Consider the following 22,292-nt stretch of genomic DNA (forward strand, 5'->3'; position numbering starts at 1 on the left):
TCACGCAGCGTAGCGATCCGGAGGAAGAACCCTCCGGGCCAGCACAGTACTGGAGTGTCCGAATGCCGTCTGAGTACGCCAAGTCGTTGGGCGCCCGCCTGCGCTCCATCCGCCAGCAGCAGGGCCTTTCCCTGCAGGGCGTGGAAGAAAAGTCGAACGGCCGTTGGAAGGCCGTCGTGGTGGGCTCGTACGAGCGTGGCGACCGTGCCGTCACCGTCTCGCGTCTGGCCGAACTGGCCGACTTCTACCGCGTGCCCGTCTCGGAGCTGCTGCCCGACGGCAGCGGTGTCCGGCTCGAGGCCACCAACAAGATCGTGCTGGACCTGGAGAAGCTGTACGACGCGGCCGGCGAGGACCTGGCCTACGTCGCGCGCTACGCCCGGGCCATCCAGCAGCAACGCGGCGACTACAACGGCCGCGTCCTCTCGATCCGCGCGGACGACCTGCGCGCCCTCGCCATCGTGTACGACATCTCCCCGTCGGGCTTGATCGAGCGCCTGACCGAGGCCGGCGTACTGGTAGCCGACCCCCGCGCGTTCTTCGCCAGCTAGAGCACCCGCACGACGAAGGGGCCCGCATGTGCGGGCCCCTTTGTGCTTTTCGGCGATGTGGCTGACGGTCACGGACCGCGGGCAAACGGGCGGATGATCACCCACCGTCGATCCATCGGCGCTGCTCAATGAAGCGACCGGCTGCCCGGCAACGGTCACCGCGAACGAAGATCCGGACCGTGCGTCAGCGGGTGGCGAACTCCGCGATGCGGCCGAGGATGCCGTTGAGGAAGCGCGGACTGTCGTCGGTCGACATCTGCTTCGCCAGCTCCACCGCCTCGGTGATCGCCACCGGGTCGTCGATCTCCGGCAGGTAGAGCAGCTCGTACACCGCGATGCGGGCCAGGTTGCGGTCCACCACCGGCATCCGCTCCAGGGTCCAGCCCTCGGCGTAGCTGCCGATCAGCTCGTCGATCCGGTCCAGATGCTTGGCCACCCCCTCGACCAGCCCGACCGTGTAGTCGAGGTGGTCGGGGTGGGGCTTGGCGATCCGGTCCAGGTAGCTGGCGAGCACCTGGCTCGGCGGCAGGTCGCGGAGGTCGGCCTCGTAGAGGACGTCGAGCGCGCGCTTACGCGCCTTGCGGCGCGCAGGCATCTGCGTCTTGGGGCCTTCGGCCATCAGCTGCGGCCGAGGTAACGGCCGTCGCGGGTGTCGACCTTGATCTTCTCGCCGGTGGTGATGAAGAGCGGGACCTGCACGGTCGCGCCGGTCTCCACGGTGGCCGGCTTGGTGCCGCCGGTCGAGCGGTCGCCCTGCAGGCCCGGCTCGGTGTAGGTCACCTCGAGGAAGACGCTGGTGGGCAGCTCGATGTAGAGCGGGACGCCCTCGTGGGTCGCCACCGTGGCCTCGGCCTCGGGAAGCAGGTAGTTGGCCGCCTCGCCGACCGTGCCGCCGGGCACCGTGATCTGGTCGAACGTGTCCAGATCCATGAAGACGAAGTCCTCACCGTCCTGGTACAGGTACTGCATCGTGCGCTTGTCGACCGTCGCGGTCTCGACCTTGGTGCCGGCGTTGAAGGTCTTGTCCACCACCTTGCCGGAGAGGACGTTCTTGAGCGTGGTGCGCACGAACGCCCCACCCTTGCCCGGCTTGACGTGCTGGAACTCGACAACGGCCCACAGCTCGCCGTCGAGGTTGAGCACGAGGCCGTTCTTCAGGTCGTTGGTGGAAGCCATGTCCTGCCTTGATCTTGAAATCGGGAGTTGTCGAAGCGTAGAGGTGACCGGTGGAGTTTACCGGCGCAGGCGGTCACCCGGCGAATCGGGTCAGAGCAGTCCCGCGACGTGACGCAGGGCGAGGCGGTAGCCGTCGACGCCGAGTCCCGCGATCACCCCGGTCGCCACCGCGGAGACCACCGAGTGGTGCCGGAACTCCTCGCGGGCGTGGATGTTCGAGATGTGCACCTCGACCAGGGGCGCGCGCAGCAGCGCGCAGGCGTCCCGGACCGCGTACGAGTAGTGCGACCACGCGCCCGGGTTGAGCACCACCGGCGCCTGCTCGTCGGCGGCGGCGTGCAGCCAGGCCAGCATCTCGTGCTCGGCGTCGGTCTGCCGCACGAGCACGTCCAGGCCCAGCTCCCGGCCCGTCTCCTCGCACAGGCGCACCAGGTCGGCGTACGACGTCACGCCGTACACATCGACCTGGCGGGTGCCGAGGCGGCCGAGATTGGGCCCGTTGAGCACGTACACCCGGGTCATGCGGCCACCGCCTGGTAGGCGCGGGCGAGGACCGACTCGTCCGAGACGGTCAGGATGCCGGGCCGGGCCAGGCCGTCCAGGATCACGAAGCGCAGGGTGTCGGCCCGGGCCTTCTTGTCCACCCGCATCGCGGCGAGCAGCTCGTCCCAGGCGTCGGCACGGTACGACTGCGGCAGGCCGAGCAGGGACAACACGCGGCGGTGCCGGGCGGCGGTGTCGTCGTCGAGGCGACCGGTGAGGCGGCCCAGTTCGGCGGCGTAGACCAGGCCGACCGCGACGGCGTGACCGTGCTTCCAGCCGTACCGTTCATTCTTCTCGATGGCGTGGCCGAGCGTGTGGCCGTAGTTGAGGATCTCGCGCAGCCCGGACTCGCGCAGGTCGGTGCCGACGACGCCGGCCTTGACCCGGACGGCGCGCTCGACCAGCTCGCGCAGCACGGCGCTGCCGGGATCGGCGGCGGCCGCCGGATCGTGCTCGACCAGGTCGAGGATCGCGGGGTCGGCGATGAAGCCGCACTTGACCACCTCGGCGAGCCCGGCGACCAGGTCGTCGTGCGGCAGCGTGCCGAGCAGCTCGAGGTCGCACAGCACCCCGGCCGGCGGGTGGAACGCGCCCACCAGGTTCTTGCCCGCGGCGGTGTTGATGCCGGTCTTGCCGCCCACGGCGGCGTCGACCATGCCCAGCAGCGACGACGAGACGGGCACCCAGCGAACCCCGCGCAGCCAGCTGGCCGCCACGAAACCGGCCAGGTCGGTGACCGCTCCCCCGCCGACGCCCACGACGGCGTCCGTCCGCGTGAAGCCCGCGGCCCCCAGCTCGCCCCAGCAGCGGGCGGCCACCTCCGCCGTCTTGCCGGCCTCGGCGTCGGGCAGCTCGATCGGCAACGGCCGCATGCCGGCGGCCTCGAGCCGCTCGGCGATCGCCTCGGCGCGCTGCTTGAGGGGCCGGGAATACAGGACCGCCGCGCGTACCGCGCCCTCGAGGAGCCCGGGCACGGCGCCGAGCAAGCCGCGGCCGACCAGCACGTCGTACGGTCGCTCACCGGGCACGGAGATTCGGGTGACGTCGTCCATCGCCCCTGCATGCTAGTGCCGGGGCTATGGGGTTATAGACAGCTAACCCCATGCAGGGTTACATAGACGGCATGCCGAAAATCAACGTGTATCTCCCCGACGAGCTCGCCGAGGCCGTGCGCGACGCCGGCGTGCCGGTCTCCGCCGTCTGTCAGCGAGCCCTGGAGCAGGCCGTACGCCGCGTCACCGCCATCCGCCAGACCGTGCTCGGCGACCTGGATCCCGAACAGCTGGCGAATCGGCTGCCGCACTTCACCGCCCGGGCCGTGACCGTGCTGTCCCTGGCCACCGACCGGGCCCGCGCCGCCGGCGCACCGGCCGTGACCAGCGGGGACCTGCTGCACGGGCTGATCGCCGAGGGCGGCAACCTGGCCCTGCAGATCCTCGGCGCGATGGAGATCGACCCGGCCACGATCACCGTGCCGGACGGCACCGAGCCCGGCGGGGACGGCGACGGCCTGCGGTTCAGCACCGCCGCCGGGAACGTCGTCGAGCTGGCGGTCACCGAGGCGACGGGCCTGGGACACAACTACGTGGGCTGCGAGCATCTGCTCATCGGCCTTGCCGCCGAACCGGACGGCCTGGCAGGTCGCGCGCTGCGGGACCGGGGTGCCGACGGCCGGGCCGCCCGGCGAGCGGTGGCCGCCGCAACGGCCGGCTACGCCCACCTGCGGGCGAGCACCCCGGCGCCGGAGGTGCTCACCGCCGTACGCGCGGAATTGGCGCCCCTGATCAAGCGCATCGACGCGCTGGAGGCTAGCCGGGCTTGAGCAGCCCGGAGAGCTCGGCGGCGATCTCCCCGGGGTCGCGCCCGTCGGTCTTCACCGTGTGCGTGGCGACCGACGCGTAGAGCGGACGGCGCTGGTCCATGAGGTACTTCAGCGTCGCGCGGGGGTTCACGCTGAGCAGCGGCCGGCCGGCGCCCAGCCCCACCCGCTTGACCGCGTCGGACAGCTCCACCGACAGGAACACCACCGTGTGCGCCCGCAGGGCGTCGCGGGTGCCGGGGTCGAGAATCGCCCCGCCGCCCAGCGCGAGCACGCCGCCGAACGACTCGAGCGACGCGGCGATCGTCTCGCGCTCCAGGCGGCGGAACTCGTCCTCGCCGTCGTCGAAGAAGATCTCCGGGATCGGCTTGCCGGCCCGCTCCTCGATCAGGTGGTCGGTGTCGGCGAACGGGACGCCGAGCAGCGCCGCGACGGCCTGCCCGACCGTCGTCTTGCCGGCGCCGGGCGCGCCCACCAGCACGGCCGCAGGCGCCATCAGCGGATCGGCAGACTGTCGAGGTATCCGGCGACGTTGCGGCGGATCTCCGCCACCGAGTCGCCGCCGAACTTCTCCGTGGCCGCCTCGGCCAGCACGAGCGCCACCATCGCCTCGGCGACGACCGCGCCCGCCGGCACCGCGCAGACATCCGAGCGCTGGTTGATCGCCGTGGCCGGCTCGCCGGTGAGCACGTCCACGGTCTGCAGTGCCCGGTTCAGCGAGGAGATCGGCTTGAGCGCCGCCCGTACCCGAAGATTCTCGCCGTTGGTGATGCCGCCCTCCAGGCCGCCCGCCCGGTCGGTGACCCGCCGGACGCCCTCGGGCGTCGCGATGATCTCGTCGTGCGCGACCGAGCCGCGGGAGCGGGCCTGCGTGAAGCCGTCGCCGATCTCCACGCCCTTCACCGACTGGATGGACATCAGGGCGGTGGCCAGCCGGGCGTCCAGCTTGCGGTCCCACTGCACATGCGACCCCAGACCCGGGGGTACGCCGTAAGCAAGCACTTCCACGATGCCACCGAGGGTGTCCGCGTCCTTCTTCGCCGCATCGACCTCGGCCACCATGCGCGCACTCGCCTCGGGATCCAGGCAGCGCAGCGGGTCGGCGTCGATGCGCTCGGCGTCCTCGGGCGCCGGGATGAGCCCGGCCTTCGCCGCGACCGAACCCAGCTCGATGACGTGCGAGACGATCTCGATGCCCAACGCCTGCTTGACGAGCGCCTTGCCCACCACGCCGACGGCGACGCGGGCCGCGGTCTCCCGGGCGCTGGCGCGCTCGAGGATCGGCCGGGCGTCGGTGTGGCCGTACTTCTGCATGCCGGCCAGGTCGGCGTGGCCGGGCCGGGGCCGGGTCAGCGGCGCGTTGCGGGCCTGCGCGGCCAGCTCCTCCGGGTCGACCGGGTCGGCGGCCATCACCGTCTCCCACTTCGGCCACTCCGAGTTGCCGATCCGGATCGCCACCGGGCTGCCGAGGGTGAGGCCGTGCCGGACCCCGCCGATGATCTCGACCACGTCCTGCTCGAACTTCATCCGCGCGCCGCGGCCGTAGCCCAGGCGGCGGCGGGCCAGATCACGGCCGATGTCCTCGCTCGTCACCCGCACCCCGGCGGGCACGCCCTCCAGCAGGGCGACGAGCGCCGGACCATGGGATTCACCTGCGGTAAGCCAGCGCAACACGTGTCACAGTCTGGCACGCGGGCCGCGCGGTCCGCCGCCAGGCCACCGCCGTCCCGCCAGCCGGTATGGTCCACGGGTGTCCGCCCAGCCTGCCGCCCCCGCCGAGGAAACCGTCCCCCCGCCGCACCGGCCGCTGCTGGTCGTCATGCTCGGCCTCGTCACCGCCATCGGGCCGCTGTCGCTGGACATGTACCTGCCCGCGTTCCCCGCCGTCGCCGCCGACCTGCACGTGCCGGCCGCGGAGGTGCAGCTGTCGCTCACCACGTGCCTCATCGGGCTGGCCCTCGGGCAACTCGTCTGCGGGCCGCTCACCGACCGGTGGGGGCGGCGCCGGCCCGTGCTGATCGGCGTGGGTGCGTACGCGATCCTGTCCCTGCTCTGTGCCCTGGCCCCGAGCGCGCCGCTGCTGGCGGCGATCCGGCTCCTCCAGGGCTTCGCCGGCGGCGCGGGCGTCGTCGTGGCCCGCGCCATCGTCCGGGACCTGTACTCCGGTGTCGCCGCGGCCAAGTTCTTCTCCCGCCTGATCCTGATCTTCGGCGTGGCGCCGATCGCCGCACCCAGCCTGGGCAGCGCGGTGCTGAAGGTCACGTCCTGGCACGGCATCTTCGTCGCGCTGGGCATCATCGCGACGCTGCTGACCGCTCTGCTGGCGTGGCGGATCCCGGAGACGCTCCCGGCGGACCGGCGCAGCCCCGGCGGCCTGCGCGACACCGCCCGGACCGCCCGCGTGCTGGCCGCCGACCGGGTCTACATCGGCTACACGCTGGCTCAGTCGTTCGCGTTCGCGGCCCTGTTCAGCTACATCTCCGGCTCGTCCTTCGTGCTCCAGGACGGGTACGGCATCTCCCCCACGGTCTTCAGCATCCTGTTCGGGGTCAACGCCTGCGCGCTGATCGTGCTGAGCCAGGCGAACAGCAAGCTCCTGGACCGGGCCGCGCCCCGGAGGCTGCTGCTGGCGACCCTGGCCGCGCAGGCGCTCTCCGGCGCGGTGGTGCTCGCGGCGGCCACCCTGGGCAGCCTGTCCGGGCTCATCACGGGATTGTTCGTGCTGGTCGGGACCATCGGCATGGTGACACCGAACGCGACCGCCCTCGCGCTGGACCGGCACCCGGAACGGGCCGGCACGGCGGCGGCCCTGATGGGCGGCGTCCAGTCGGTGATCGCCGCGCTCGCCGCGCCGCTGATGGGCTTCGGCGACCCCGGCCTCGGCGTGCCGATGGGGGTGGCGATCCTGGCGTCAGCGGTCGTCGCGCTGCTGTCGGTGCTGCTGCTCACCGCGCCCCGGCGGCCGCGATGAGTGCCTCGCGCATGGCGCGCTCCGGGGCCGGCCGGACGCCGGTGAACTGCTCGAACTGCCCCAACGCCTGAGCCAGCAACAGATCCAGTCCGGACACCACGCGCACACCGTGCGCGGCGGCCGCGGCGGCCAGCGGCGTCGGCCACGGATCGTAGATCGCGTCGAAGAGCACCGTGCCCCGCCGCCAGGCGATCTGCACCGCGAGGCCGTCAGCGGCACCCTTCGGCACGGTCGAGATGACGGCGTCCGCGTCGAACACGGTCGCCGCATCGGCCCAGTCGACGCCGGCGATCGTCAGCCCGAGCGCCTCCGCGGCGGGGGCGAGCTCGTCGCGCGCCTCCGGTCGGCGGGTCACCACCGTCACGCCGGTGGCACCGAGCCCGGCAGCCGCGGCCAGCGCCGCCCGCGCGGTGCCACCGCCGCCCAGCACGGCGACGGACGGAGACGCGGAGAGACCGGCGTCCTGCAAAACCCGGACCATGCCCGGTACGTCGGTGTTGTCGGCGAACCAAGTCCCGTCGTCACGGCGTACCAGAGTGTTAGCGGCACCGGTCGCGACCGCGACGGGCGACGCCTCCGCGGCCAGCGTCAGGGCCGCCTCCTTGAGCGGCATGGTCAGCGACAGGCCGGCCCACTCCGGCCCGAGGCCGGCCACCAGCTGCGGCAACTCGGCCTCGGCGCACTCGATGGCCGTATACGACCAGTCGAAGAGGCCGGCCGCGGCGAAACCCGCGGCGTGGATCACCGGCGACAGCGAATGCGCGATCGGCTTGCCACAGACGGCGGCCCGGCGGCCGGTGTTGGGTTGCACCCCTCAGACCCTAGAGGACACCGTTCTTCTTGGCGGTCTCGATGTTCTTCAGGTGCTGGTTGTAGTCGGCGGTGAAGGCCGAATGGCCCTGCTTGTCAATGGCCACGAAATACAGCCAGTCACCCTTGGGCGGCGCGAGCGCACCCTCCATCGCCGCCTTGCCCGGGTTGTTGATCGGCGTCGGCGTGAGGCCGTCCTTGCCGTGCAGCCGGTACGGGTTCTTGGTGTCGAAAAGCTCCGCATCGGTCATCTTGCCGGACGGCTTCGTCGGCTTCCCGGTGAGCTGGTAGTAGTAGTTGATCCCGACGTCGAACTCCAGGCATTTGCAGTGGAAGCTGCTGCCGTAGAGCCGGTTGTACGCGACCCGCGACACCTTGCCGAGGTCCGCGGCGTTGCCCGCCTCGGCCTGCGACAACGACGCCACGGTCAGCACCTCGTACGGGCTGATGTTCCGCTCGGTCTCCGCCTTCTTCACGAAGTCGATGTCCTGCGCGACCGACAGGAAGTGCTGAATCATCAGCTGGAGGTAGTCCGACGCCGTGCCCTTGGGCGGGAACTCGTAGGTGTCCGGGAACAGGAAGCCCTCGACCGACTTGGTGACCTTCTGCCCGTCCGTACGGTTGAACCAGAAATCCGGAATGCCGAGCGCCTCCGGGTCCTTGGCGGCGTTCTTGAAATCGGCCACCGGGATGTTCGTCGCCTTCGACAGAATGGCGTAGACCTGGTTGGCCGTCTTGCCCTCGGGGATGGTGACGCCGTTGCTCACCCGCGTCTTCGGGTCGAGCAGCAGGGTGACGGCCTGCTCGGCGGCCATCTGTTTGCGCAACTTGTACGTCCCCGACTGGATGTTCTTGCCCTTGGGATTCGCATCCGCGGCGTCCACGAAAGCCGCCGTGCTCTTCACCACGTCAGCGTCCACGAGCGCGTTGCCAATATCGGTCAGGCTGGCGTTCTTCGCGATCTCGACCTGCACCGGATCGGTGCCCGGGCCGTCGTAGTCCGCGGCGGTGAAGAAGCCCTTGACCTTCTCGTAGCCGAGATAGCCGCCGACGCCGAGCACGCCCAGCAGGATGAACACCATGAGGAAGGCGACGGCGGACTTGCCCTTGCCGCCCTTGGCACCGCGGGCGCCCCGCCGGTGGCGGGGTTTGCCGCGTTCGATCTGTTCGTCGAACGCCAGGTCCAGCTCGTCGATCATCTCGTCTGCCTCCGCTGTGCGTCCAGCCAGCTCTGCAGGATCTCCACCGCGGCCGCCTGATCGACGACCGCCCGTTGCCGCTTCCCCCGGACTCCTCGCTCGGCAAGCCTACGGGTTGCGACCACGGTCGACATCCTCTCGTCCGCCAGGGCGATCGGGACCGGCCCGACCGCCCGTTCCAGCCGCTCAGCGTACGCACGAATGTCGATGGCGGCATCCCCCTCGGCGCCGTTGAGGCGCACCGGGAGACCCACCACGATCTGCACCACCTCGTGCTCCCCCACGAGGCGGACGAGCTCGGCGATGTCGCCAGGGACGGCGCCAGGCGCCGCCGTCATGTCACGGGGCACCGTAACCAGGGGGGTGGCCAGGATCCCGTCGGGGTCACACAGCGCGACCCCGACGCGCACCTTACCGACATCGACGCCCAACCGCCTACCCCGCGGCAGTGCGTTCATCGGGCCACCTTTCCTCTCAGGCAGCCTCCCCGACCGCCTTCTCCACCGCCGCAAGCAGCGCCGTGACCTGGTCAGCGGGCACTCCGCCGCCCTGCGCGAGGTCGGCGTTGCCGCCGCCCCTGCCGGACAGGGCGCCCTTCACCAGGTCCGCGGCGGACAGGCCGCGGTGCTTCGCTGTCGCGTTGATCGCTACGATCAGTGACGCCTTGCCGTTGGACCGGGCCGCTACCGCGACCACGGCGGGTCGACCACCGTCGATCTTCCCGCGGATCTCCTGGGCAAGGGTACGCACGTCGTTGGTCGCCGCGCCCTCGGGTGCTTCGGTGGCCACGAACGCCACGCCCCGCAGATCCCTCGCCTGCGCAGCCAGCGCACCGGCCCCACCCAGCACCATCTGGGCGCGCATCTTCTCGAGTTCCTTCTCCGCGTCGCGTAGCGCGGTGACGGTCTGCTCGACCCGCTCCGCGACCTTGTCGCCGGGCACCCGGAACATCTCCGCGAGGCGCGAGACCAGCAGGTGTTCCTTGGCGAGGAAGCCGAACGCGTCGATGCCGACGAGCGCCTCGACCCGGCGTACGCCGGCGCCGATCGACGACTCGGTGAGGATCTTCACCAGGCCCAGCTGGCCGGAGCGGGCGACGTGCGTGCCACCGCAGAGTTCACGCGCATAGTCGCCGACTTCAACCACTCGGACCTCGTCGCCGTACTTCTCCCCGAACAGGGCCATCGCGCCGAGCCGGCGCGCTTCCTCCTGCGAGGTGATGAAGGCATGGACCTCGAGGTCACGCAGCAGCACCTCGTTGACCTGCTGCTCGACGTCGTGCAGCACGCTCGGCGACACCGCGCCGGGGGTGTTGAAGTCGAACCGCAGCCGGCCCGGCGCGTTCAGCGAACCCGCCTGGGTCGCGGATTCGCCGAGGAACGTCCGCATCGTCTGGTGGATCAGGTGCGTCGCGGTGTGCGACCGCGAGATCGCTTTGCGCCGGGTCACGTCGATCTCGGCGAAGCCGGCCTCGCCCGCGCGCACCTCGCCGCGGACCACCTTGGCCTTGTGCACGATCAGGCCCGGAATGGGCTGCTGCACGTCGACGACCTCGACCTGACCGCCGCCGACGTTGATCAGGCCGCTGTCGGCCTGCTGGCCACCGCCCTCGGCGTAGAACGGGGTGCTGTCCAGCACCAGCTCGACGTAGTCGCCCTCGCCGGCCGCCTCGACCCGCGCGCCGCCGTCGCCCAGCAGCGCACGCACCCGCGACTCCCGGGAGACCTCCGCATAGCCGGTGAACTCCACCGGGCCCCCGGCGTCCAGCACCGCACGGTACGCCGACAGGTCCGCGTGACCGGTCTTGCGCGCCGCCGCGTCCGCCTTCGCGCGGGACCGCTGATCCGCCATCAGCCGGCGGAAGCCTTCCTGGTCGACGCTGAGGCCCTGCTCGGCCGCGATCTCCAGGGTGAGGTCGATCGGGAAGCCGTACGTGTCGTGCAGCTGGAACGCCTGCGAGCCGGAGAGCGCCTTGCCGCCCTTGGTCTTGGTGTCGGTGATCGCCGTGTCGAGGATCGTGGTGCCCGCGCGCAGGGTGGACAGGAACGCGTCCTCCTCCGCGTACGCGTACGTGGAGATCCGGCCGAACTCCTCCGCGAGTTCCGGGTACGACGGCGCCATGCAGTCCCGCGCCACCGGCAGCAGCTCGGGCAGCGCGCGTTCCTGCCAGCCGAGCAGCCGCATGGCCCGGATCGCCCGGCGCATGATGCGCCGGAGCACGTAGCCGCGTCCCTCGTTCGACGGCGTCACACCGTCGCCGATCAGCATCAGCGAGGTGCGCACGTGGTCGGCGATCACACGCAGGCGCACGTCGTCGGGGCTCGATTCACTGGCCGCGTGGCCGGAGCCCGCGCCGTACTTCTTGCCGGTGAGCTCGGCCGCGCGGGCCAGGATCGGGCGGACCTCGTCGATCTCGTAGAGGTTGTCCACACCCTGCAGCATCGACGCGATGCGCTCGAGGCCCATGCCGGTGTCGATGTTCTTCGCCGGCAGATCACCGACGATCTTGAACACCTCTTTGCTCTTCACGTCGGTGATCTCGTACTGCATGAAGACGAGGTTCCAGAACTCCATGTACCGGTCTTCGTCGACCTCGGGGCCACCCTCACGGCCGTACTGAGGACCGCGGTCGTAGAAGAGCTCGGAGCACGGACCGGCCGGGCCGGGGATGCCCATGGACCAGAAGTTGTCCTTGTTGCCCCGGCGCACGATCCGCTCGGCGGGCATGCCGGTCTGCCGCCAGATGTCGATGGCCTCGTCGTCGTCGAGGTAGACGGTCGCCCAGATCCGCTCCGGGTCGAGACCGAAGCCGCCCTGCTCGACCGGGTTGGTGCACAGCTCCCACGCGAGCGGGATCGCCCCCGCCTTGAAGTAGTCGCCGAACGAGAAGTTGCCGTTCATCTGGAAGAACGTGCCGTGCCGCGACGTCTTGCCGACCTCGTCGATGTCGGGCGTGCGGATGCACTTCTGCACGCTGACCGCGCGCTGGTACGGCGGGGTTCGCTGGCCGAGGAAGAACGGCACGAACTGCACCATGCCGGCGTTGATGAACAGCAGGTTCGGGTCGTCGATGGCGGGCAGCGGGGCACTCGGCACGACCGTGTGCCCGTTGGCCTCGAAATGCGCCAGATAGCGCCGCTTGATCTCCGCCGTCTTCATCGCTGACCCTCCTGGGCGTGCCGCCCGTGTGAGCCGTCCTGCTCGTCACGCAGGTCGGCGAACCTGTCCTCGTAAAGCTCGCCCGCGGCGAAGGCCGCGTGGATCTCCTGCTCGCGCTCGGCCATCCCCTCGCGCACGTCTTCCACGAAGCTACGCAGGGACTCGACGAGACCGCCAGCCGATTCCGACAGCGACGTGGCGATGCCGGAAGGGGTGAACTCGTTGGCCTTCCTGGTGATCTTTCGGACGACGATGGCGCCGACGGCCAGGCCCACGCCCAGCCAGAGCAACCGCTTCATGAGTCTTCTCTCCGGTTCTTCGGCTCTTTCGTACGCGCTGAGGCGTCAGCGGGCCGCGCGGGCCGCCTTGCGTCGCTGCTTGAGGGAGGTGCGAACCTCGCGTTCGTCCTCGGCGTGCCGGCGGGCGGCGGCGGCCTTGCGCAGGCCATACCCGAACGAGGCGACCTTGACCAGCGGGTTCGCGGCGGCGGCGGACACGACGGTGGCCAGGTTGGCGACGTTCGCGGTGACGTTCTGGGCGTGCTCGGTCATCGTGTCGATCTTCGCGAGCTGGACGTTCACACCGTCCAAAGAGACCTGCACCTGACCGAGCGCGGTGTTGACGTTCTCCACCGTTTCGGTGACACCGCCGAGCAGCGGCCCGGTGCGGTCGTTCAGGTCGTTGATGGCCTGCGTGGCCGCATCCACGGTGTGCCGCAGCTTGAGGATCGGCACGGCCAGCACCAGCACGAGCATCAGGAACGCGCCCGCCGCGATCAGGCCTGCGATTTCTCCGGCGTTCATTACACGCGTCTCCTCTACCGACGAACCGTTGAGCGTGACAACGTGCAGACCCTACCGTCCGTCATCGCGGACCGCGTCACGACGCCGAGGGTGTCGGCTCCAGCAACGGATCATTCGTCAGCACGGGGTCCGGCGTCTCCCCGATCAACGACGGGTCGACGGCGGGCTGAGGCTTGCCCCGGAGATCCGTCACGGCGTTCTGCACCTTGATGGTGACGGTCGACCCGACACACTTCGCGGGATCGGTGGTCGGCACGGTCCCGTCCGGCCCCGTGGACGGCACCGTCGCCGGATCCCGCGCCGCGACCGCGTCCACGGCACACTCGGGCAGGCGTACCCACAGGTCCAGAGTGAACTCGTCCCTGGTCCAGCACGTGTACTTGCCCTCGGTCGTCGGCTGGTCGGTGCACTCACCGCCGCGAACCGCCCACCCGGCGGACCGCAGCGCGGCCGAGTACGCCTGGTTGGTCTCCTCGAACGGCCGGTCGGACTGGGCCTCCCGCTCCCGGAACCGGCACTCGATGAAGCACCACCGGCTCCCGCTGATCCGGTCGTCGGTGTCCTTGCCGGCCCATCCGGGCACGTCGAGCGCGTCGAGGGAGTTGAAGACCGGGTCGCGGGTGGCGGAGCGGATCCCGAAGAAGAGCGGCAGCAGGCCGAGCACCAGGATGCTCAGCGAAACCAACGTCAGCACCCGCAGGCGGCGCTTCGCCCGCATCTGCCGGCGCAGCTCCGACCGCGCACCCCGCAGACCGCCCAGCGGACCACCCTGTGTTCCGGGCTCGTCGTCACCATCGGCCTTCGACGGTACGGACGCCCGCGCGGCAGCCGCAGCCCGAATGGCGCCCCTGACACGCCCCGAGGAGCCGTCGCCCGTCCCCTGACCAGACTTCCCGCCGGTGCCCTGGTCCTGGCCCTGAGCAGCACCTTGGCCGGGCACCTGGGCGGCGCCGATGCCGGGTACCTGAGCGGCGCCCTTGCCGGGTGCCTGGGCGGCACCGATGCCGGGCGCCGCAGTTGCGCCCTGGCCGGGAACGGCAGCGGCGCCTCGGCCCGCTTGCACCGTGGCTGCGGCACGGACGGGTGGCACGGCCGCTGCGCCGCGGCCGGGCAGATCAGGCCCGCCCTCGCCTGTGGTACGAATCGGCAGATCGCCCGGGCCGGACGTCGGACCCGGTGCTCCGGAGACCGGGCGGGGAGCACCTGACGTCGGGCGGGGCGGGATCTCGGTGGGGCGGAGACCACCGTCGGCCGGACGGAGACCACCGTCGCCTGGACGGGGAGCGCCCGAAGTCGGACGAGGAGCGCCCGAGGCCGGACGAGGAGCGCCCGAAACCGGACGAGGACCACCTGAGACCGAGCTCGGCAGACCCGAGACCGGGTCGGGAGCACCGGAGACAGGACGCGAGGCACCTGCAGCGGGGCGCGGGGCGCCCGAAACAGAGCGCGAAGCACCGGAAACCGGTCTTACGGCGCCCGGGATCCCACCCGCAGGACTGCCCTGCACGGCTCCCGTGCCGCGCGGGCCCCGACCCGCGCCAGGCGGAACAGCGCCCGCGCCACGCGGAACAGCGCCCGCGCCACGCGGAACAGCGCCCGCGCCACGCGAAATCGGACCCGTCCCACCCGGACCCGCGCCAGTACCTCGCGGAAGAGCGCCCGTTCCACCCGGAACAGCGCCAGTGCCACGTGGGATCGGGCCCGTGCCATGGGGGACCGCGCCAGTGCCACGAGGAACAGCGCCCGTTCCGCGCGGGATCGGGCCCGTGCCGTCCGGAGTCGCCGGGGGCCGGACCGGTGCGGATGCCGCCCGCCCCGGGACCTCCGACGGGCGTCCTGGTGCGGCGGCGCGGCCGGGGGGTGCCGCACCCGGGCCCGCGAAGTCGGTGGGCATTCCGGCGGGGGCCGTCCCTGCCGGTCCCGACGCGGCTCGGCCGGGTACCTGCGGACCGCCCGGACCGGGCTGATGACGGCCCGGCTGTCCTCCGCCGGGCGGATTCTGACCCGGACGCGCGACACCCGGCTGGCCCTGACCCGGCCGCGCCGCACCCGGGTGACCCTGACCCGGCCGCGCCACTCCCGGCTGACCCTGACCCGGCCGTGGCACGCCAGGCTGACCCGGACGCGCCGCACCCGGCTGACCCTCACCGGGTCGCACGACGCCCGGCTGACCGGAGCCGCCCGGGCGAGCCGGGTCCGGCTGGCCCGCGCCGGGGTGCGGCTGACCGGGCGGCGGCGGCTGGCCCGGTACGGCGCGACCCGGCTGACCCGGGCGTCCTACCCGGCCGGTGCCCCTCGCGGGTGCGCCCGGCGCGCGGGCCCCGGCCTGCGCGATCTGTCCCGTGGTGCCGATGACGCCGGAGGTGCTGCCCGCCATGGCCCCGGCACGACCCGGCACCGGAGGCGTCCTGACGCCTTCCCTGCCGGGTACCACCGGCGGAACCACGGCCGCGGACGCGCGTGCCGGCTGCGCCGGTCCGGTACGGCCGCCGTCCGGGGCGCCGCGTCCGCGCCTGCCGGTGGGCGCGTTTCCGGCGTCCGGGCCGCGCTGTCCGGCGGGCCGGATCGGTCCGGTGCCGCCGCGGCCGGGCGGCATCGCGCCGGAGGCCTCGTCCGAGTCCGGGCGGCCGTGGCGGCCACCCTGGTCGGCCGGCGGGCCACCGGGCCGTACGCGGCCGGAGGCAGCAGCGTTGCGGGAGCCGAAGGACTGCCCTTCCGCGCCGGGAACAGCCGACACGGGCCGGGTGGCGCCACTGCTCGGGCGTGCGGCACCGCCGCCTTCGTGACGACCGGCCGGTCCGCCGGCAGGGAATCCGGGCTCGGCCCGATCATCCGGCGCGCTGCGACGTCCACCGGACGGGAAACCCGGCTCGGCCCGATCGTCCGGCGCGCTGCGACGTCCACCGGACGGAAATCCCGGCTCGGCTCGATCATCCGGCGCGCTGCGACGTCCACCGGACGGAAACCCGGGCTCGGCAGGCGCGCTGCGGCCGCGGACCCGCGGGAAAGCGCCGCTGCGGTCGGCGGCAGCGCGACCGTCACCGGGCTCAGGTGCGGCGTGGCCACCTGGGCGATCCGGCGCGGCATGCGCGGCACCACGATCGGGCGCGGCGTGCCCTCCCGTGTGCTCGGGGGCTCCGCGGCCGGGTGCCAGGTCAGCGAGGCCGGCCGGGCGGTCCGGGGCGGCATGACCGCCTACCCGGTCGGGTCCAGCCTGGCCGGGGGCGCGACCCGGCGCCGGATAACCACCGTCGCGGTCGGGCGCCTGATAGCCGGCGTCGCGGTCGGGCACCGCGTGGCTGCCGGGCCGGGAGGAGCCTGCGCCCGGACCGGATGGCGCCGCGCCGCCGTGGCGGGGCTGAGCCGGATCCGGCCGCCCGGGCATCGCGGGGTTGCCCGCGCCGGTCTGCTCGGGATAGCCGTGACCGGAAGGCTGTTGGTGGCGGGCGGCACGCCCGGGCGGCGACACGGGACGGCCGGGCAACGGGCCCTGCGGGGGTGCAGCGCGCCGGCCGGCCGGTGGCGGCATGCCCGGGGAGACGGGTCGCGCCGCGGGGACCTGCGGGGCGTTGCCTGTGGCGGGCACGCCGGATGCCGGACGCACGGGTGAGAAGCCGCCGGACGGGCGGCCCACGGCCGATTGGCCCCCGGACGGACCATCTAGGGACGGGTGGCCGCCGGACGGGCCGCCTACGGACGGGAAGCCGCCGGACGGGCCGTCAACCGGCGGATAACCGCCGGACGGTGAGCCCACGGCCGGGAAGGAACCGGAGGAGCTTCGGTCATGCGAGCCCGGGTCGATGTTCCGACGGCCGTGACCGGGGCCGGCGGCTTCCGGGTCCGGAGCGGCTCGGCGACCCGCGGCCGGAGCAGGACCCCCGCCGGGCCCAGCGGGAGACGGACCGCCACCGCGCGCAGCCGGAGTCGGTGCGCCGCCGCGGGCAGCCGGAGTCGGTCCGCCGCCGCGCGCAGGCGGAGTCGGACTACCGCCGTGGGCGGACGGGGTCGGACTACCGCCGCGGACCGCCGGAGACGCACCGCCGCCGCGCGCGGACGGGGACGGGCCGGGGGCGGGTGGCCCGGATGACGGCAGTACCGGGAACGGATCGCCGTCGGGTGCCTCGTCCGGGCCCGGCGCGCGCCGGCCGCTCTTGCTGGTGCGGGCCTCGCCCGGGGCTGTGCCCGGTCCGATCGCGCCGCCCTTCTCCTTGGCGGTGCGCAGGTCGTCGAGCCACCCCGTCTCCTCGCGGGGGATCTCTTCGGGCGCGACCGGCTCCGGACGGCCGCGACCGAACAGCCGGCGGCTGCGGCCGGTCTGGTCGGCGCGCTGGTCGTCGTAGTCGCTGGGCTCGGCGCCGCGCCTGCTCACGGCTGGTCCTCTCCGGCGGCGGGGCCGCTGTCGTCGTGCTGCGCGGTCGGGGCGGGTGGTGTGCCGCCGGGGGGCGGCGGGGTGCCTCGGACGATTCTGCGCAGCCGGGGCAAGCGGTCCGCAACCGCTCGTTCGGCGCCGTGGTCGGTTGGGGTGTAGTAGTCGGCGCCGATCAGATCATCCGGCACGTACTGCTGCCTAACAACACCCTTGGGGTCGTCGTGTGGGTAGCGGTAGCCCTTGCCGTGACCGAGACCACGTGATCCGGGGTAGTGGGAGTCGCGCAGGGCGGCCGGGACCGCGCCGCCGCGGCCCGCGCGGACGTCGGCGATCGCGGCCGAGATGGCGGTGGTCACGCTGTTGGACTTGGGCGCGGTGGCGAGGTGGACCACCGCTTGCGCGAGGTTGAGCTGGGCCTCGGGCAGGCCGACGGACTGTACGGCCTGGGCCGCGGCGGTCGCGACGAGCAGCGCCTGCGGGTCGGCCATGCCCACGTCCTCGCTGGCGAAGATGACGATGCGGCGGGCGATGAAGCGGGGGTCCTCGCCGGCCACCAGCATGCGGGCCAGCCAGTGCAGGGCCGCGTCCGGGTCGGAGCCGCGCATGCTCTTGATGAAGGCGCTGGTCACGTCGTAGTGGGCGTCGCCGTCGCGGTCGTAGCGGACCGCCGCCACGTCGACCGCCTTCTCCGCCGTGGCCAGGTCGATCTCGGTGACGCCCTGGGCCGCCGCCGAGCCGGCCGCCGCCTCCAGCGCCGTCAGCGCCTTGCGAACATCGCCGGCTGCCAGCCGTACCAGATGATCCTCGGCCTCCGTGGTCAGGGTGACCGCGCCGCCCAGGCCGCGTTCGTCGGTGACCGCGCGGCGGATGAGCCCGCGGACGTCGTTCTCGTCGAGGGCCTGGAGGGTGAGCAGCACGCAGCGGGACAGCAGTGGGGAGATGACCGAGAAGTACGGGTTCTCCGTGGTGGCCGCGAGCAGCGTCACCGTGCGGTCCTCGACGGCGGCAAGCAGCGAGTCCTGCTGGGTCTTGCTGAAGCGGTGCACCTCGTCGATGAAGAGGACCGTCGGCGGTCCCCCGGCGCGGCGTCTGCGGCGGGCGGTGTCGATGACCGCGCGGACGTCCTTGACGCCGGCGGTCAGCGCGGACATGGCGACGAACGTACGGTCGGTGGCCGCGGCGACCAGGTGCGCGATCGTGGTCTTCCCGGTGCCGGGCGGGCCCCAGAGGATGACCGACATCGGGGTGGTGCCGGTGACCAGCTGGCGCAGGGGCGCACCGGGGGCGAGCAGGTGCTGCTGCCCGACGAGCTCGTCGAGGGTGGCCGGGCGCATGCGTACGGGAAGTGGCGAGTCGGCCGAGGGGCGGGTGAAGCCGGACTCCGCACCGGCCGGTGCCGCGGTGTCCACGCCACCCGGCCCGGTCAGGGGGAAGAGTCCGTCGAATTCCATCGGCAACGACAGTACCGGCCCGCCCTCCGGTGCCGGAAATGCACCGATGTGGGCGGGCCGGATAGTAACCCTGTGTACGCGCGGAGCAACCAGAGGTCAGCCGCGGCCGGGGCGGCGACCGTAGAAGCGGCGGCCACTGCCGCTGCCGGCGCGCGGGCCGCTGCCGATGCCGGCGAGGTAGAGCGAGAGCAGCAGCAGTCCGAGCGAGGCGAACGTCGGGAAGTTGAACAGGTCCGTGGTCTTCACGTCGAGCAGGTCGAGGAGCAGGTAGATGCCGAAGACGACGGCCGCGGCGATCGCGAGCATGGTGGGCCTCCAGTGGGGGTGAGAGCGCTTGGCGTGCTGTTACCCCCGGGGTGGTCGCGCGCAAACCCCCGCTCACGGCGCCGGCACCACCTCCGGCGTACCGGTCGGGACGGTCTCCGGGGCACTGCGCCGCGCGACGAGGTAGAGCGGCGCGGCGAGGGCCAGGACGGCCGCCCCCACCAGCAGCGCGACCACCAGGCTCGCCTGCGTGGCGATCGCCGTGAGCACGACCAGTCCGAGGGCGCCGGCCGGCTGGGCGACCATGGAGTTCAGCGAGACCAGGCTCGCCCTGTACGGCCCCTCCACCTGGCGGTGCAGCAGGCCACTGTGGACCGGGTTGGCCGCGCCGTGCACGGTGTAGCAGAGCAGGAACGCGGCGATCACCCCGACGGGCCCGGCGAGCAGGGCCATCCCGGCGACGGTGATCCCGTGCAGGATCCGCAGCGTGAAGCCGGTCCACGGCGCACCGATGCGGCGGGCGAGCACGGGCACCAGCGCGGCACCGGCCGCCGAGGCCAGCCACGCCACCGAGCCGACCGGGCCCATCAGCGCGGAGGCCCGGTTGGGGTCCCCCAGTACGTCGGCCAGGCGTACGGACGTCAGGCTCTCGAAAGCGATCATGCCGAAGCCCCAGAACACCTCGACCGCGATGAGGGCGACGACCACCCGGGACCGGCGCAGCAGCCCGACGGCGCCCCCGATCGCCCCCGGCACAGCACGCACGGAGGCGGCCAGGGCGCCGAGGCCCCGCCGGGAACGCGGCTCAGTCATCAGGGTGGCCACGGCGACCAGCGAGGCGACCTGCAGGGCGAGCGCCACGTACACGGGTGAGCTGAGCGCACTGACCGGGCCGAACGGGCCCAGGGCGACCAGGCCGCCGGTGACCAGGGCCCCGGCGGCGATGGCGACCCCGATCACCACGCCGCTGCGGCTCAGGCCCGTCTCGATGTCGGCGTGCTCGTCGGCGGCCAGGGCCTGGTCGACGTACCAGGACTCGAGCGGTCCACTGTCGAGCGCGCGGTAGATGCCCTGGAGCATGTAGAAGATCACGAACAGCAGGACCGAGTCGGCGACGGTCAGCAGGCACAGCGACGCGATGTCGACGATGCCCGCGAGCAGCAGCACGGGTCGCCGGCCCATCGCGTCGGACAGCCCGCCGGTCGGCAGCTCGAGCAGCAGGACGGTGATGCCCTGCAGCGCGGCGGCCGAGCCGTACTGGGCCAGCGTGAGGCCGCGTTCCAGCGGGAGCAGGACGATCACGGGGATCATCAGGCCGACGGGCAGCCAGCGCAGGGCGAGCAACAGCAGGAAGCGACGCTGGGCACGGGCGGGGGTGAGCGTGGTCATGACGGCTCCACTCTCGGCATTCCGTACAGGTAGAAGACGATCTGCCGGGCGTCCGGGGCCGGGCCGGCGGCGCGGTAGCGCTCGACGACCTCGGCGAGTTCGGCGTTGAGGGCGTTGAGCTGGTCGGCCGAGAGGTGCAGCCAGTAGTCGGAGAAGTTCGCGGCCTCCCGCCACTGCGGCGCCTCGTCACCCTGGACGCGCCGCCAGGCCTCGGCCTGCTCGACCAGGCCGCGCAGCCAGGAGCCCTCGAGCCAGTCCGCCGCGGCGGTGGCATCGGGATCCCCTGCGAAGTTGTCCCGCTGCCAGCTCGTCATGTCGTGCGCCGAGCGCCACCAGCGTTCCCGGCCACGGCCGGGCCTCTCCTCCTCGAGCACCAGACCGACGTCGGCCAGCTGCCGCAGGTGGTAGCTCGTCGCCCCGGTGTTGGTGCCCAGCGCCTGGGCCAGCCGCGTGGCGGTCGCCGGCCCGTCCAGGCGCAGCCGGCCCAGCAGCCGGAACCGCAGCGGATGCGCCAGCACCCGGATCTGGCGGGCGTCGAGACGGACTTCCCTCTGCTCCATACCTTGCACAATAGTTGTGCACAGAGTTTATGCAACAGTTTTATGCAACGATGTGGTCATGATCGATGCGAGACAGGCGGTGCCCGGGGACGCGCAGGAGCTGATGCGCCTGCGCAAGGTGATGCTCGACGGGATGGGCGACGAGCCGGCACCGTCCGGCGAATGGGAACGAACCGGCGCCGCCATCCTCGAGAAGCAGCTCAGCGACCCGGACGGCATGCTCGCCGCCTTCGTCGTCGACCGCCCCGACGGCACCGGGCTCGCGGCCTGCGTCGTGGGCGCGGTCGATCAGCGGCTCCCCAACCCGCGGGACCCGACCGGACTTCGCGGGTACGTGTACAACGTCGCGACCGACCCCAAGTACCGGCTCAGGGGCTACTCCCGCGCCTGCCTGACCGCCCTCATCGACTGGTACGCCACCCGCGGCGTCTCCGCCGTCGACGTGCGTGCCTCGCCCGACGGGGAACCGCTCTACGCGGCGATGGGCTTCCGGCGTACCGATGAACCGGCGATGCGCCTCTACCTGCCGGCGCCTTGACCTCAACCCCGCTTGAAGATGCACGCTGCCGTCATGGTCCTCGACGACGCGCTGATCCGGCTTCGCCGCACCGGCCCCGAACGGGACGGCTGGCTGTCCAACCACGCCCCGATGGCGGTGGAGGCCTGGCTCGCGACGGCGACCCGGCGCTGCTCGTGGCATCCCGCCATGCCACCGAACTGATCAGTCGGCGAGCTTGAAGAGCAGCACGGTCTGCCATTTGTGCATGTCGGGCTCCTGGGCCGGATTGGTCATGAGCACCTCCAGCCGCGCACCCCACACCTCGCCCTCGGGGGTCGGCGTCCGGTCCCACTCCAGGCCGCGATGCTGTGCCCAGTCGAGCAGGTTCGCGGTGACGCCCATGAGCTCGTCGGGGTGCCCGACGTGCGACACGGTCGCGTACCGCCCGGCCGGCAGCACGTCCACAAAGGTCGGTTCGGCGACGTCGATCGGCGCGGCCACCGGGATACCGGCCTCGACGATCAGCTCGGCCGACATGTCGATGACCCGGTAACGGAAGAAGGGCGCCCCGACGGGGGTGACACCCCGCTCCCCCAGCCAGCCGAACATCGTGGGCAGATGATCGGCGACCCGGGCGAACTCGGTCATGGTGATCGATTCCCGCCGCCCGACGTAGACCTGCTCGGGCCGTTCGACGATGGTGGGTTCCGCCAGCATGCGGTCCATCAT

25 protein-coding genes are annotated in these 22,292 nt (G+C 72.4%); 6 read left to right on the forward strand and 19 right to left on the reverse strand.

Translation table 11 applies throughout. The annotated features are described in order from the left end of the window. The first annotated feature begins 62 nt into the window (after positions 1 to 62). Entirely contained in the window at positions 63 to 551 is a 489-nt protein-coding gene (locus tag AB0368_RS14215; RefSeq protein ID WP_071807762.1) for a transcriptional regulator, read from the forward strand. A 184-nt stretch (positions 552 to 735) separates the two neighbouring features. On the opposite strand, the gene nusB is transcribed toward AB0368_RS14215, so the two are convergent. From nusB to aroB, 4 genes are all read right to left on the reverse strand, one after another. Then, positions 736 to 1,146, reverse strand: coding sequence for a transcription antitermination factor NusB (gene nusB, locus AB0368_RS14220; protein ID WP_366154274.1), 411 nt, complete (start codon positions 1,144 to 1,146; stop codon positions 736 to 738). Between the two features lie 23 nt (positions 1,147 to 1,169). Then, positions 1,170 to 1,727 (reverse strand): elongation factor P, encoded by a 558-nt coding sequence (gene efp, locus AB0368_RS14225; protein WP_071807759.1) that lies wholly within the window; start codon positions 1,725 to 1,727, stop codon positions 1,170 to 1,172. Between the two features lie 90 nt (positions 1,728 to 1,817). Then, the gene (gene aroQ, locus AB0368_RS14230) at positions 1,818 to 2,249 is read right to left on the reverse strand and encodes a type II 3-dehydroquinate dehydratase (protein WP_366154275.1); all 432 of its coding nucleotides are present in this window, start codon (positions 2,247 to 2,249) and stop codon (positions 1,818 to 1,820) included. Continuing rightward, positions 2,246 to 3,322, reverse strand: coding sequence for a 3-dehydroquinate synthase (gene aroB / locus AB0368_RS14235; protein WP_366154276.1), 1,077 nt, complete (start codon positions 3,320 to 3,322; stop codon positions 2,246 to 2,248). The genes aroQ and aroB overlap by 4 nt, the downstream gene beginning before the upstream one ends. A 71-nt stretch (positions 3,323 to 3,393) precedes the next feature. On the opposite strand from aroB, the gene AB0368_RS14240 reads away from it, so the two are divergent. Beyond that, entirely contained in the window at positions 3,394 to 4,092 is a 699-nt protein-coding gene (locus AB0368_RS14240) for a Clp protease N-terminal domain-containing protein (RefSeq protein WP_366154277.1), read from the forward strand. Here the strand turns inward: AB0368_RS14240 and AB0368_RS14245 are convergent. Both AB0368_RS14245 and aroC read right to left on the reverse strand, forming a co-directional pair. Continuing rightward, on the reverse strand, positions 4,079 to 4,585 hold the full coding sequence (locus AB0368_RS14245) for a shikimate kinase (RefSeq protein ID WP_366154278.1): 507 nt from the start codon (positions 4,583 to 4,585) through the stop codon (positions 4,079 to 4,081). The two genes, AB0368_RS14240 and AB0368_RS14245, sit on opposite strands and share 14 nt — an antisense overlap. After that, the gene (gene aroC, locus AB0368_RS14250; protein ID WP_366154279.1) at positions 4,585 to 5,763 is read right to left on the reverse strand and encodes a chorismate synthase; all 1,179 of its coding nucleotides are present in this window, start codon (positions 5,761 to 5,763) and stop codon (positions 4,585 to 4,587) included. Before aroC ends, AB0368_RS14245 begins: the two co-directional genes overlap by 1 nt. Positions 5,764 to 5,908: 145 nt before the next feature. Here aroC and AB0368_RS14255 point away from each other — a divergent pair, with 145 nt between their 5' ends. Beyond that, a complete protein-coding gene (locus tag AB0368_RS14255; RefSeq protein ID WP_366154582.1) occupies positions 5,909 to 7,060 on the forward strand; it encodes a multidrug effflux MFS transporter in 1,152 nt (383 codons plus the stop codon). On the opposite strand, the gene AB0368_RS14260 is transcribed toward AB0368_RS14255, so the two are convergent. The 8 genes from AB0368_RS14260 to AB0368_RS14295 form a co-directional block, all read right to left on the reverse strand. Next, complete coding sequence (locus tag AB0368_RS14260; RefSeq protein WP_366154280.1) at positions 7,035 to 7,871, reverse strand: shikimate dehydrogenase; 837 nt, start codon at positions 7,869 to 7,871, stop codon at positions 7,035 to 7,037. The two genes, AB0368_RS14255 and AB0368_RS14260, sit on opposite strands and share 26 nt — an antisense overlap. A 10-nt stretch (positions 7,872 to 7,881) precedes the next feature. Then, positions 7,882 to 9,069, reverse strand: coding sequence for an endolytic transglycosylase MltG (mltG, locus tag AB0368_RS14265; RefSeq protein WP_366154281.1), 1,188 nt, complete (start codon positions 9,067 to 9,069; stop codon positions 7,882 to 7,884). Further along, positions 9,066 to 9,527 (reverse strand): Holliday junction resolvase RuvX, encoded by a 462-nt coding sequence (ruvX, locus tag AB0368_RS14270; protein ID WP_366154282.1) that lies wholly within the window; start codon positions 9,525 to 9,527, stop codon positions 9,066 to 9,068. Before ruvX ends, mltG begins: the two co-directional genes overlap by 4 nt. A 16-nt stretch (positions 9,528 to 9,543) precedes the next feature. Further along, positions 9,544 to 12,228, reverse strand: a complete 2,685-nt coding sequence (alaS, locus tag AB0368_RS14275; protein ID WP_366154283.1) for an alanine--tRNA ligase — start codon at positions 12,226 to 12,228, stop codon at positions 9,544 to 9,546. Continuing rightward, positions 12,225 to 12,527 (reverse strand): hypothetical protein, encoded by a 303-nt coding sequence (locus AB0368_RS14280; protein ID WP_366154284.1) that lies wholly within the window; start codon positions 12,525 to 12,527, stop codon positions 12,225 to 12,227. Before AB0368_RS14280 ends, alaS begins: the two co-directional genes overlap by 4 nt. 45 nt (positions 12,528 to 12,572) lie before the next feature. Further along, positions 12,573 to 13,031 carry a DUF948 domain-containing protein gene (locus tag AB0368_RS14285; RefSeq protein ID WP_366154285.1) on the reverse strand — a complete coding sequence of 153 codons (459 nt, stop codon included), beginning with the start codon at positions 13,029 to 13,031 and terminating at the stop codon, positions 12,573 to 12,575. 76 nt (positions 13,032 to 13,107) lie between these two features. Continuing rightward, on the reverse strand, positions 13,108 to 14,121 hold the full coding sequence (locus AB0368_RS14290) for a hypothetical protein (RefSeq protein WP_366154286.1): 1,014 nt from the start codon (positions 14,119 to 14,121) through the stop codon (positions 13,108 to 13,110). Positions 14,122 to 14,498: 377 nt separating this feature from the next. Continuing rightward, on the reverse strand, positions 14,499 to 14,741 hold the full coding sequence (locus tag AB0368_RS14295; protein WP_366154287.1) for a hypothetical protein: 243 nt from the start codon (positions 14,739 to 14,741) through the stop codon (positions 14,499 to 14,501). A 256-nt stretch (positions 14,742 to 14,997) separates the two neighbouring features. Between AB0368_RS14295 and AB0368_RS14300 the strand changes: the two genes are divergently transcribed. Beyond that, positions 14,998 to 16,641, forward strand: coding sequence for a hypothetical protein (locus AB0368_RS14300; protein WP_366154288.1), 1,644 nt, complete (start codon positions 14,998 to 15,000; stop codon positions 16,639 to 16,641). A 755-nt stretch (positions 16,642 to 17,396) separates the two neighbouring features. Here AB0368_RS14300 and AB0368_RS14305 read toward each other — a convergent pair. The 4 genes from AB0368_RS14305 to AB0368_RS14320 all read right to left on the reverse strand — a co-directional run bounded on the left by AB0368_RS14305 (position 17,397) and on the right by AB0368_RS14320 (position 21,064). Beyond that, complete coding sequence (locus AB0368_RS14305; protein ID WP_366154289.1) at positions 17,397 to 18,851, reverse strand: replication-associated recombination protein A; 1,455 nt, start codon at positions 18,849 to 18,851, stop codon at positions 17,397 to 17,399. Between the two features lie 96 nt (positions 18,852 to 18,947). Continuing rightward, the gene (locus tag AB0368_RS14310; RefSeq protein ID WP_366154290.1) at positions 18,948 to 19,157 is read right to left on the reverse strand and encodes a hypothetical protein; all 210 of its coding nucleotides are present in this window, start codon (positions 19,155 to 19,157) and stop codon (positions 18,948 to 18,950) included. Positions 19,158 to 19,229: 72 nt separating this feature from the next. Next, complete coding sequence (locus AB0368_RS14315) at positions 19,230 to 20,504, reverse strand: MFS transporter (protein ID WP_366154291.1); 1,275 nt, start codon at positions 20,502 to 20,504, stop codon at positions 19,230 to 19,232. Continuing rightward, on the reverse strand, positions 20,501 to 21,064 hold the full coding sequence (locus AB0368_RS14320; protein WP_366154292.1) for a helix-turn-helix domain-containing protein: 564 nt from the start codon (positions 21,062 to 21,064) through the stop codon (positions 20,501 to 20,503). Before AB0368_RS14320 ends, AB0368_RS14315 begins: the two co-directional genes overlap by 4 nt. Positions 21,065 to 21,122: 58 nt before the next feature. Here AB0368_RS14320 and AB0368_RS14325 point away from each other — a divergent pair, with 58 nt between their 5' ends. Beyond that, entirely contained in the window at positions 21,123 to 21,602 is a 480-nt protein-coding gene (locus AB0368_RS14325; RefSeq protein WP_366154293.1) for a GNAT family N-acetyltransferase, read from the forward strand. Positions 21,603 to 21,635: 33 nt separating this feature from the next. Further along, the gene (locus AB0368_RS14330; protein WP_366154597.1) at positions 21,636 to 21,785 is read left to right on the forward strand and encodes a hypothetical protein; all 150 of its coding nucleotides are present in this window, start codon (positions 21,636 to 21,638) and stop codon (positions 21,783 to 21,785) included. Here AB0368_RS14330 and AB0368_RS14335 read toward each other — a convergent pair whose 3' ends face one another. After that, positions 21,786 to 22,280, reverse strand: coding sequence for a GyrI-like domain-containing protein (locus AB0368_RS14335; RefSeq protein WP_366154294.1), 495 nt, complete (start codon positions 22,278 to 22,280; stop codon positions 21,786 to 21,788). Between the last annotated feature and the right edge of the window lie 12 nt (positions 22,281 to 22,292).

Source organism: Actinoplanes sp. NPDC051475 (assembly GCF_040689425.1).
In the GTDB taxonomy this organism is placed as follows: Bacteria; Actinomycetota; Actinomycetes; order Mycobacteriales; family Micromonosporaceae; genus Actinoplanes.

What these genes read in the sequence shown, in the direction of transcription:
- AB0368_RS14300 (WP_366154288.1), top strand. Translation starts at nt 14,998, where the DNA reads ATGACGGCCCGGCTGTCCTCCGCCGGGCGGATTCTGACCCGGACGCGC.
- AB0368_RS14255 (WP_366154582.1), top strand. Translation starts at nt 5,909, where the DNA reads ATGCTCGGCCTCGTCACCGCCATCGGGCCGCTGTCGCTGGACATGTAC.
- AB0368_RS14240 (WP_366154277.1), top strand. Translation starts at nt 3,394, where the DNA reads ATGCCGAAAATCAACGTGTATCTCCCCGACGAGCTCGCCGAGGCCGTG.
- AB0368_RS14285 (WP_366154285.1), bottom strand. Translation starts at nt 13,031, where the DNA reads ATGAACGCCGGAGAAATCGCAGGCCTGATCGCGGCGGGCGCGTTCCTG.
- ruvX (WP_366154282.1), bottom strand. Translation starts at nt 9,527, where the DNA reads ATGAACGCACTGCCGCGGGGTAGGCGGTTGGGCGTCGATGTCGGTAAG.
- mltG (WP_366154281.1), bottom strand. Translation starts at nt 9,069, where the DNA reads ATGATCGACGAGCTGGACCTGGCGTTCGACGAACAGATCGAACGCGGC.
- AB0368_RS14310 (WP_366154290.1), bottom strand. Translation starts at nt 19,157, where the DNA reads ATGCTCGCGATCGCCGCGGCCGTCGTCTTCGGCATCTACCTGCTCCTC.
- AB0368_RS14295 (WP_366154287.1), bottom strand. Translation starts at nt 14,741, where the DNA reads ATGGCACGGGCCCGATCCCACGTGGCACTGGCGCTGTTCCGGGTGGAA.
- AB0368_RS14315 (WP_366154291.1), bottom strand. Translation starts at nt 20,504, where the DNA reads ATGACCACGCTCACCCCCGCCCGTGCCCAGCGTCGCTTCCTGCTGTTG.
- aroB (WP_366154276.1), bottom strand. Translation starts at nt 3,322, where the DNA reads ATGGACGACGTCACCCGAATCTCCGTGCCCGGTGAGCGACCGTACGAC.
- AB0368_RS14325 (WP_366154293.1), top strand. Translation starts at nt 21,123, where the DNA reads ATGATCGATGCGAGACAGGCGGTGCCCGGGGACGCGCAGGAGCTGATG.
- AB0368_RS14280 (WP_366154284.1), bottom strand. Translation starts at nt 12,527, where the DNA reads ATGAAGCGGTTGCTCTGGCTGGGCGTGGGCCTGGCCGTCGGCGCCATC.
- nusB (WP_366154274.1), bottom strand. Translation starts at nt 1,146, where the DNA reads ATGCCTGCGCGCCGCAAGGCGCGTAAGCGCGCGCTCGACGTCCTCTAC.
- AB0368_RS14330 (WP_366154597.1), top strand. Translation starts at nt 21,636, where the DNA reads ATGGTCCTCGACGACGCGCTGATCCGGCTTCGCCGCACCGGCCCCGAA.
- AB0368_RS14320 (WP_366154292.1), bottom strand. Translation starts at nt 21,064, where the DNA reads ATGGAGCAGAGGGAAGTCCGTCTCGACGCCCGCCAGATCCGGGTGCTG.
- AB0368_RS14335 (WP_366154294.1), bottom strand. Translation starts at nt 22,280, where the DNA reads ATGCTGGCGGAACCCACCATCGTCGAACGGCCCGAGCAGGTCTACGTC.
- AB0368_RS14215 (WP_071807762.1), top strand. Translation starts at nt 63, where the DNA reads ATGCCGTCTGAGTACGCCAAGTCGTTGGGCGCCCGCCTGCGCTCCATC.
- AB0368_RS14305 (WP_366154289.1), bottom strand. Translation starts at nt 18,851, where the DNA reads ATGGAATTCGACGGACTCTTCCCCCTGACCGGGCCGGGTGGCGTGGAC.
- efp (WP_071807759.1), bottom strand. Translation starts at nt 1,727, where the DNA reads ATGGCTTCCACCAACGACCTGAAGAACGGCCTCGTGCTCAACCTCGAC.
- aroQ (WP_366154275.1), bottom strand. Translation starts at nt 2,249, where the DNA reads ATGACCCGGGTGTACGTGCTCAACGGGCCCAATCTCGGCCGCCTCGGC.
- AB0368_RS14245 (WP_366154278.1), bottom strand. Translation starts at nt 4,585, where the DNA reads ATGGCGCCTGCGGCCGTGCTGGTGGGCGCGCCCGGCGCCGGCAAGACG.
- alaS (WP_366154283.1), bottom strand. Translation starts at nt 12,228, where the DNA reads ATGAAGACGGCGGAGATCAAGCGGCGCTATCTGGCGCATTTCGAGGCC.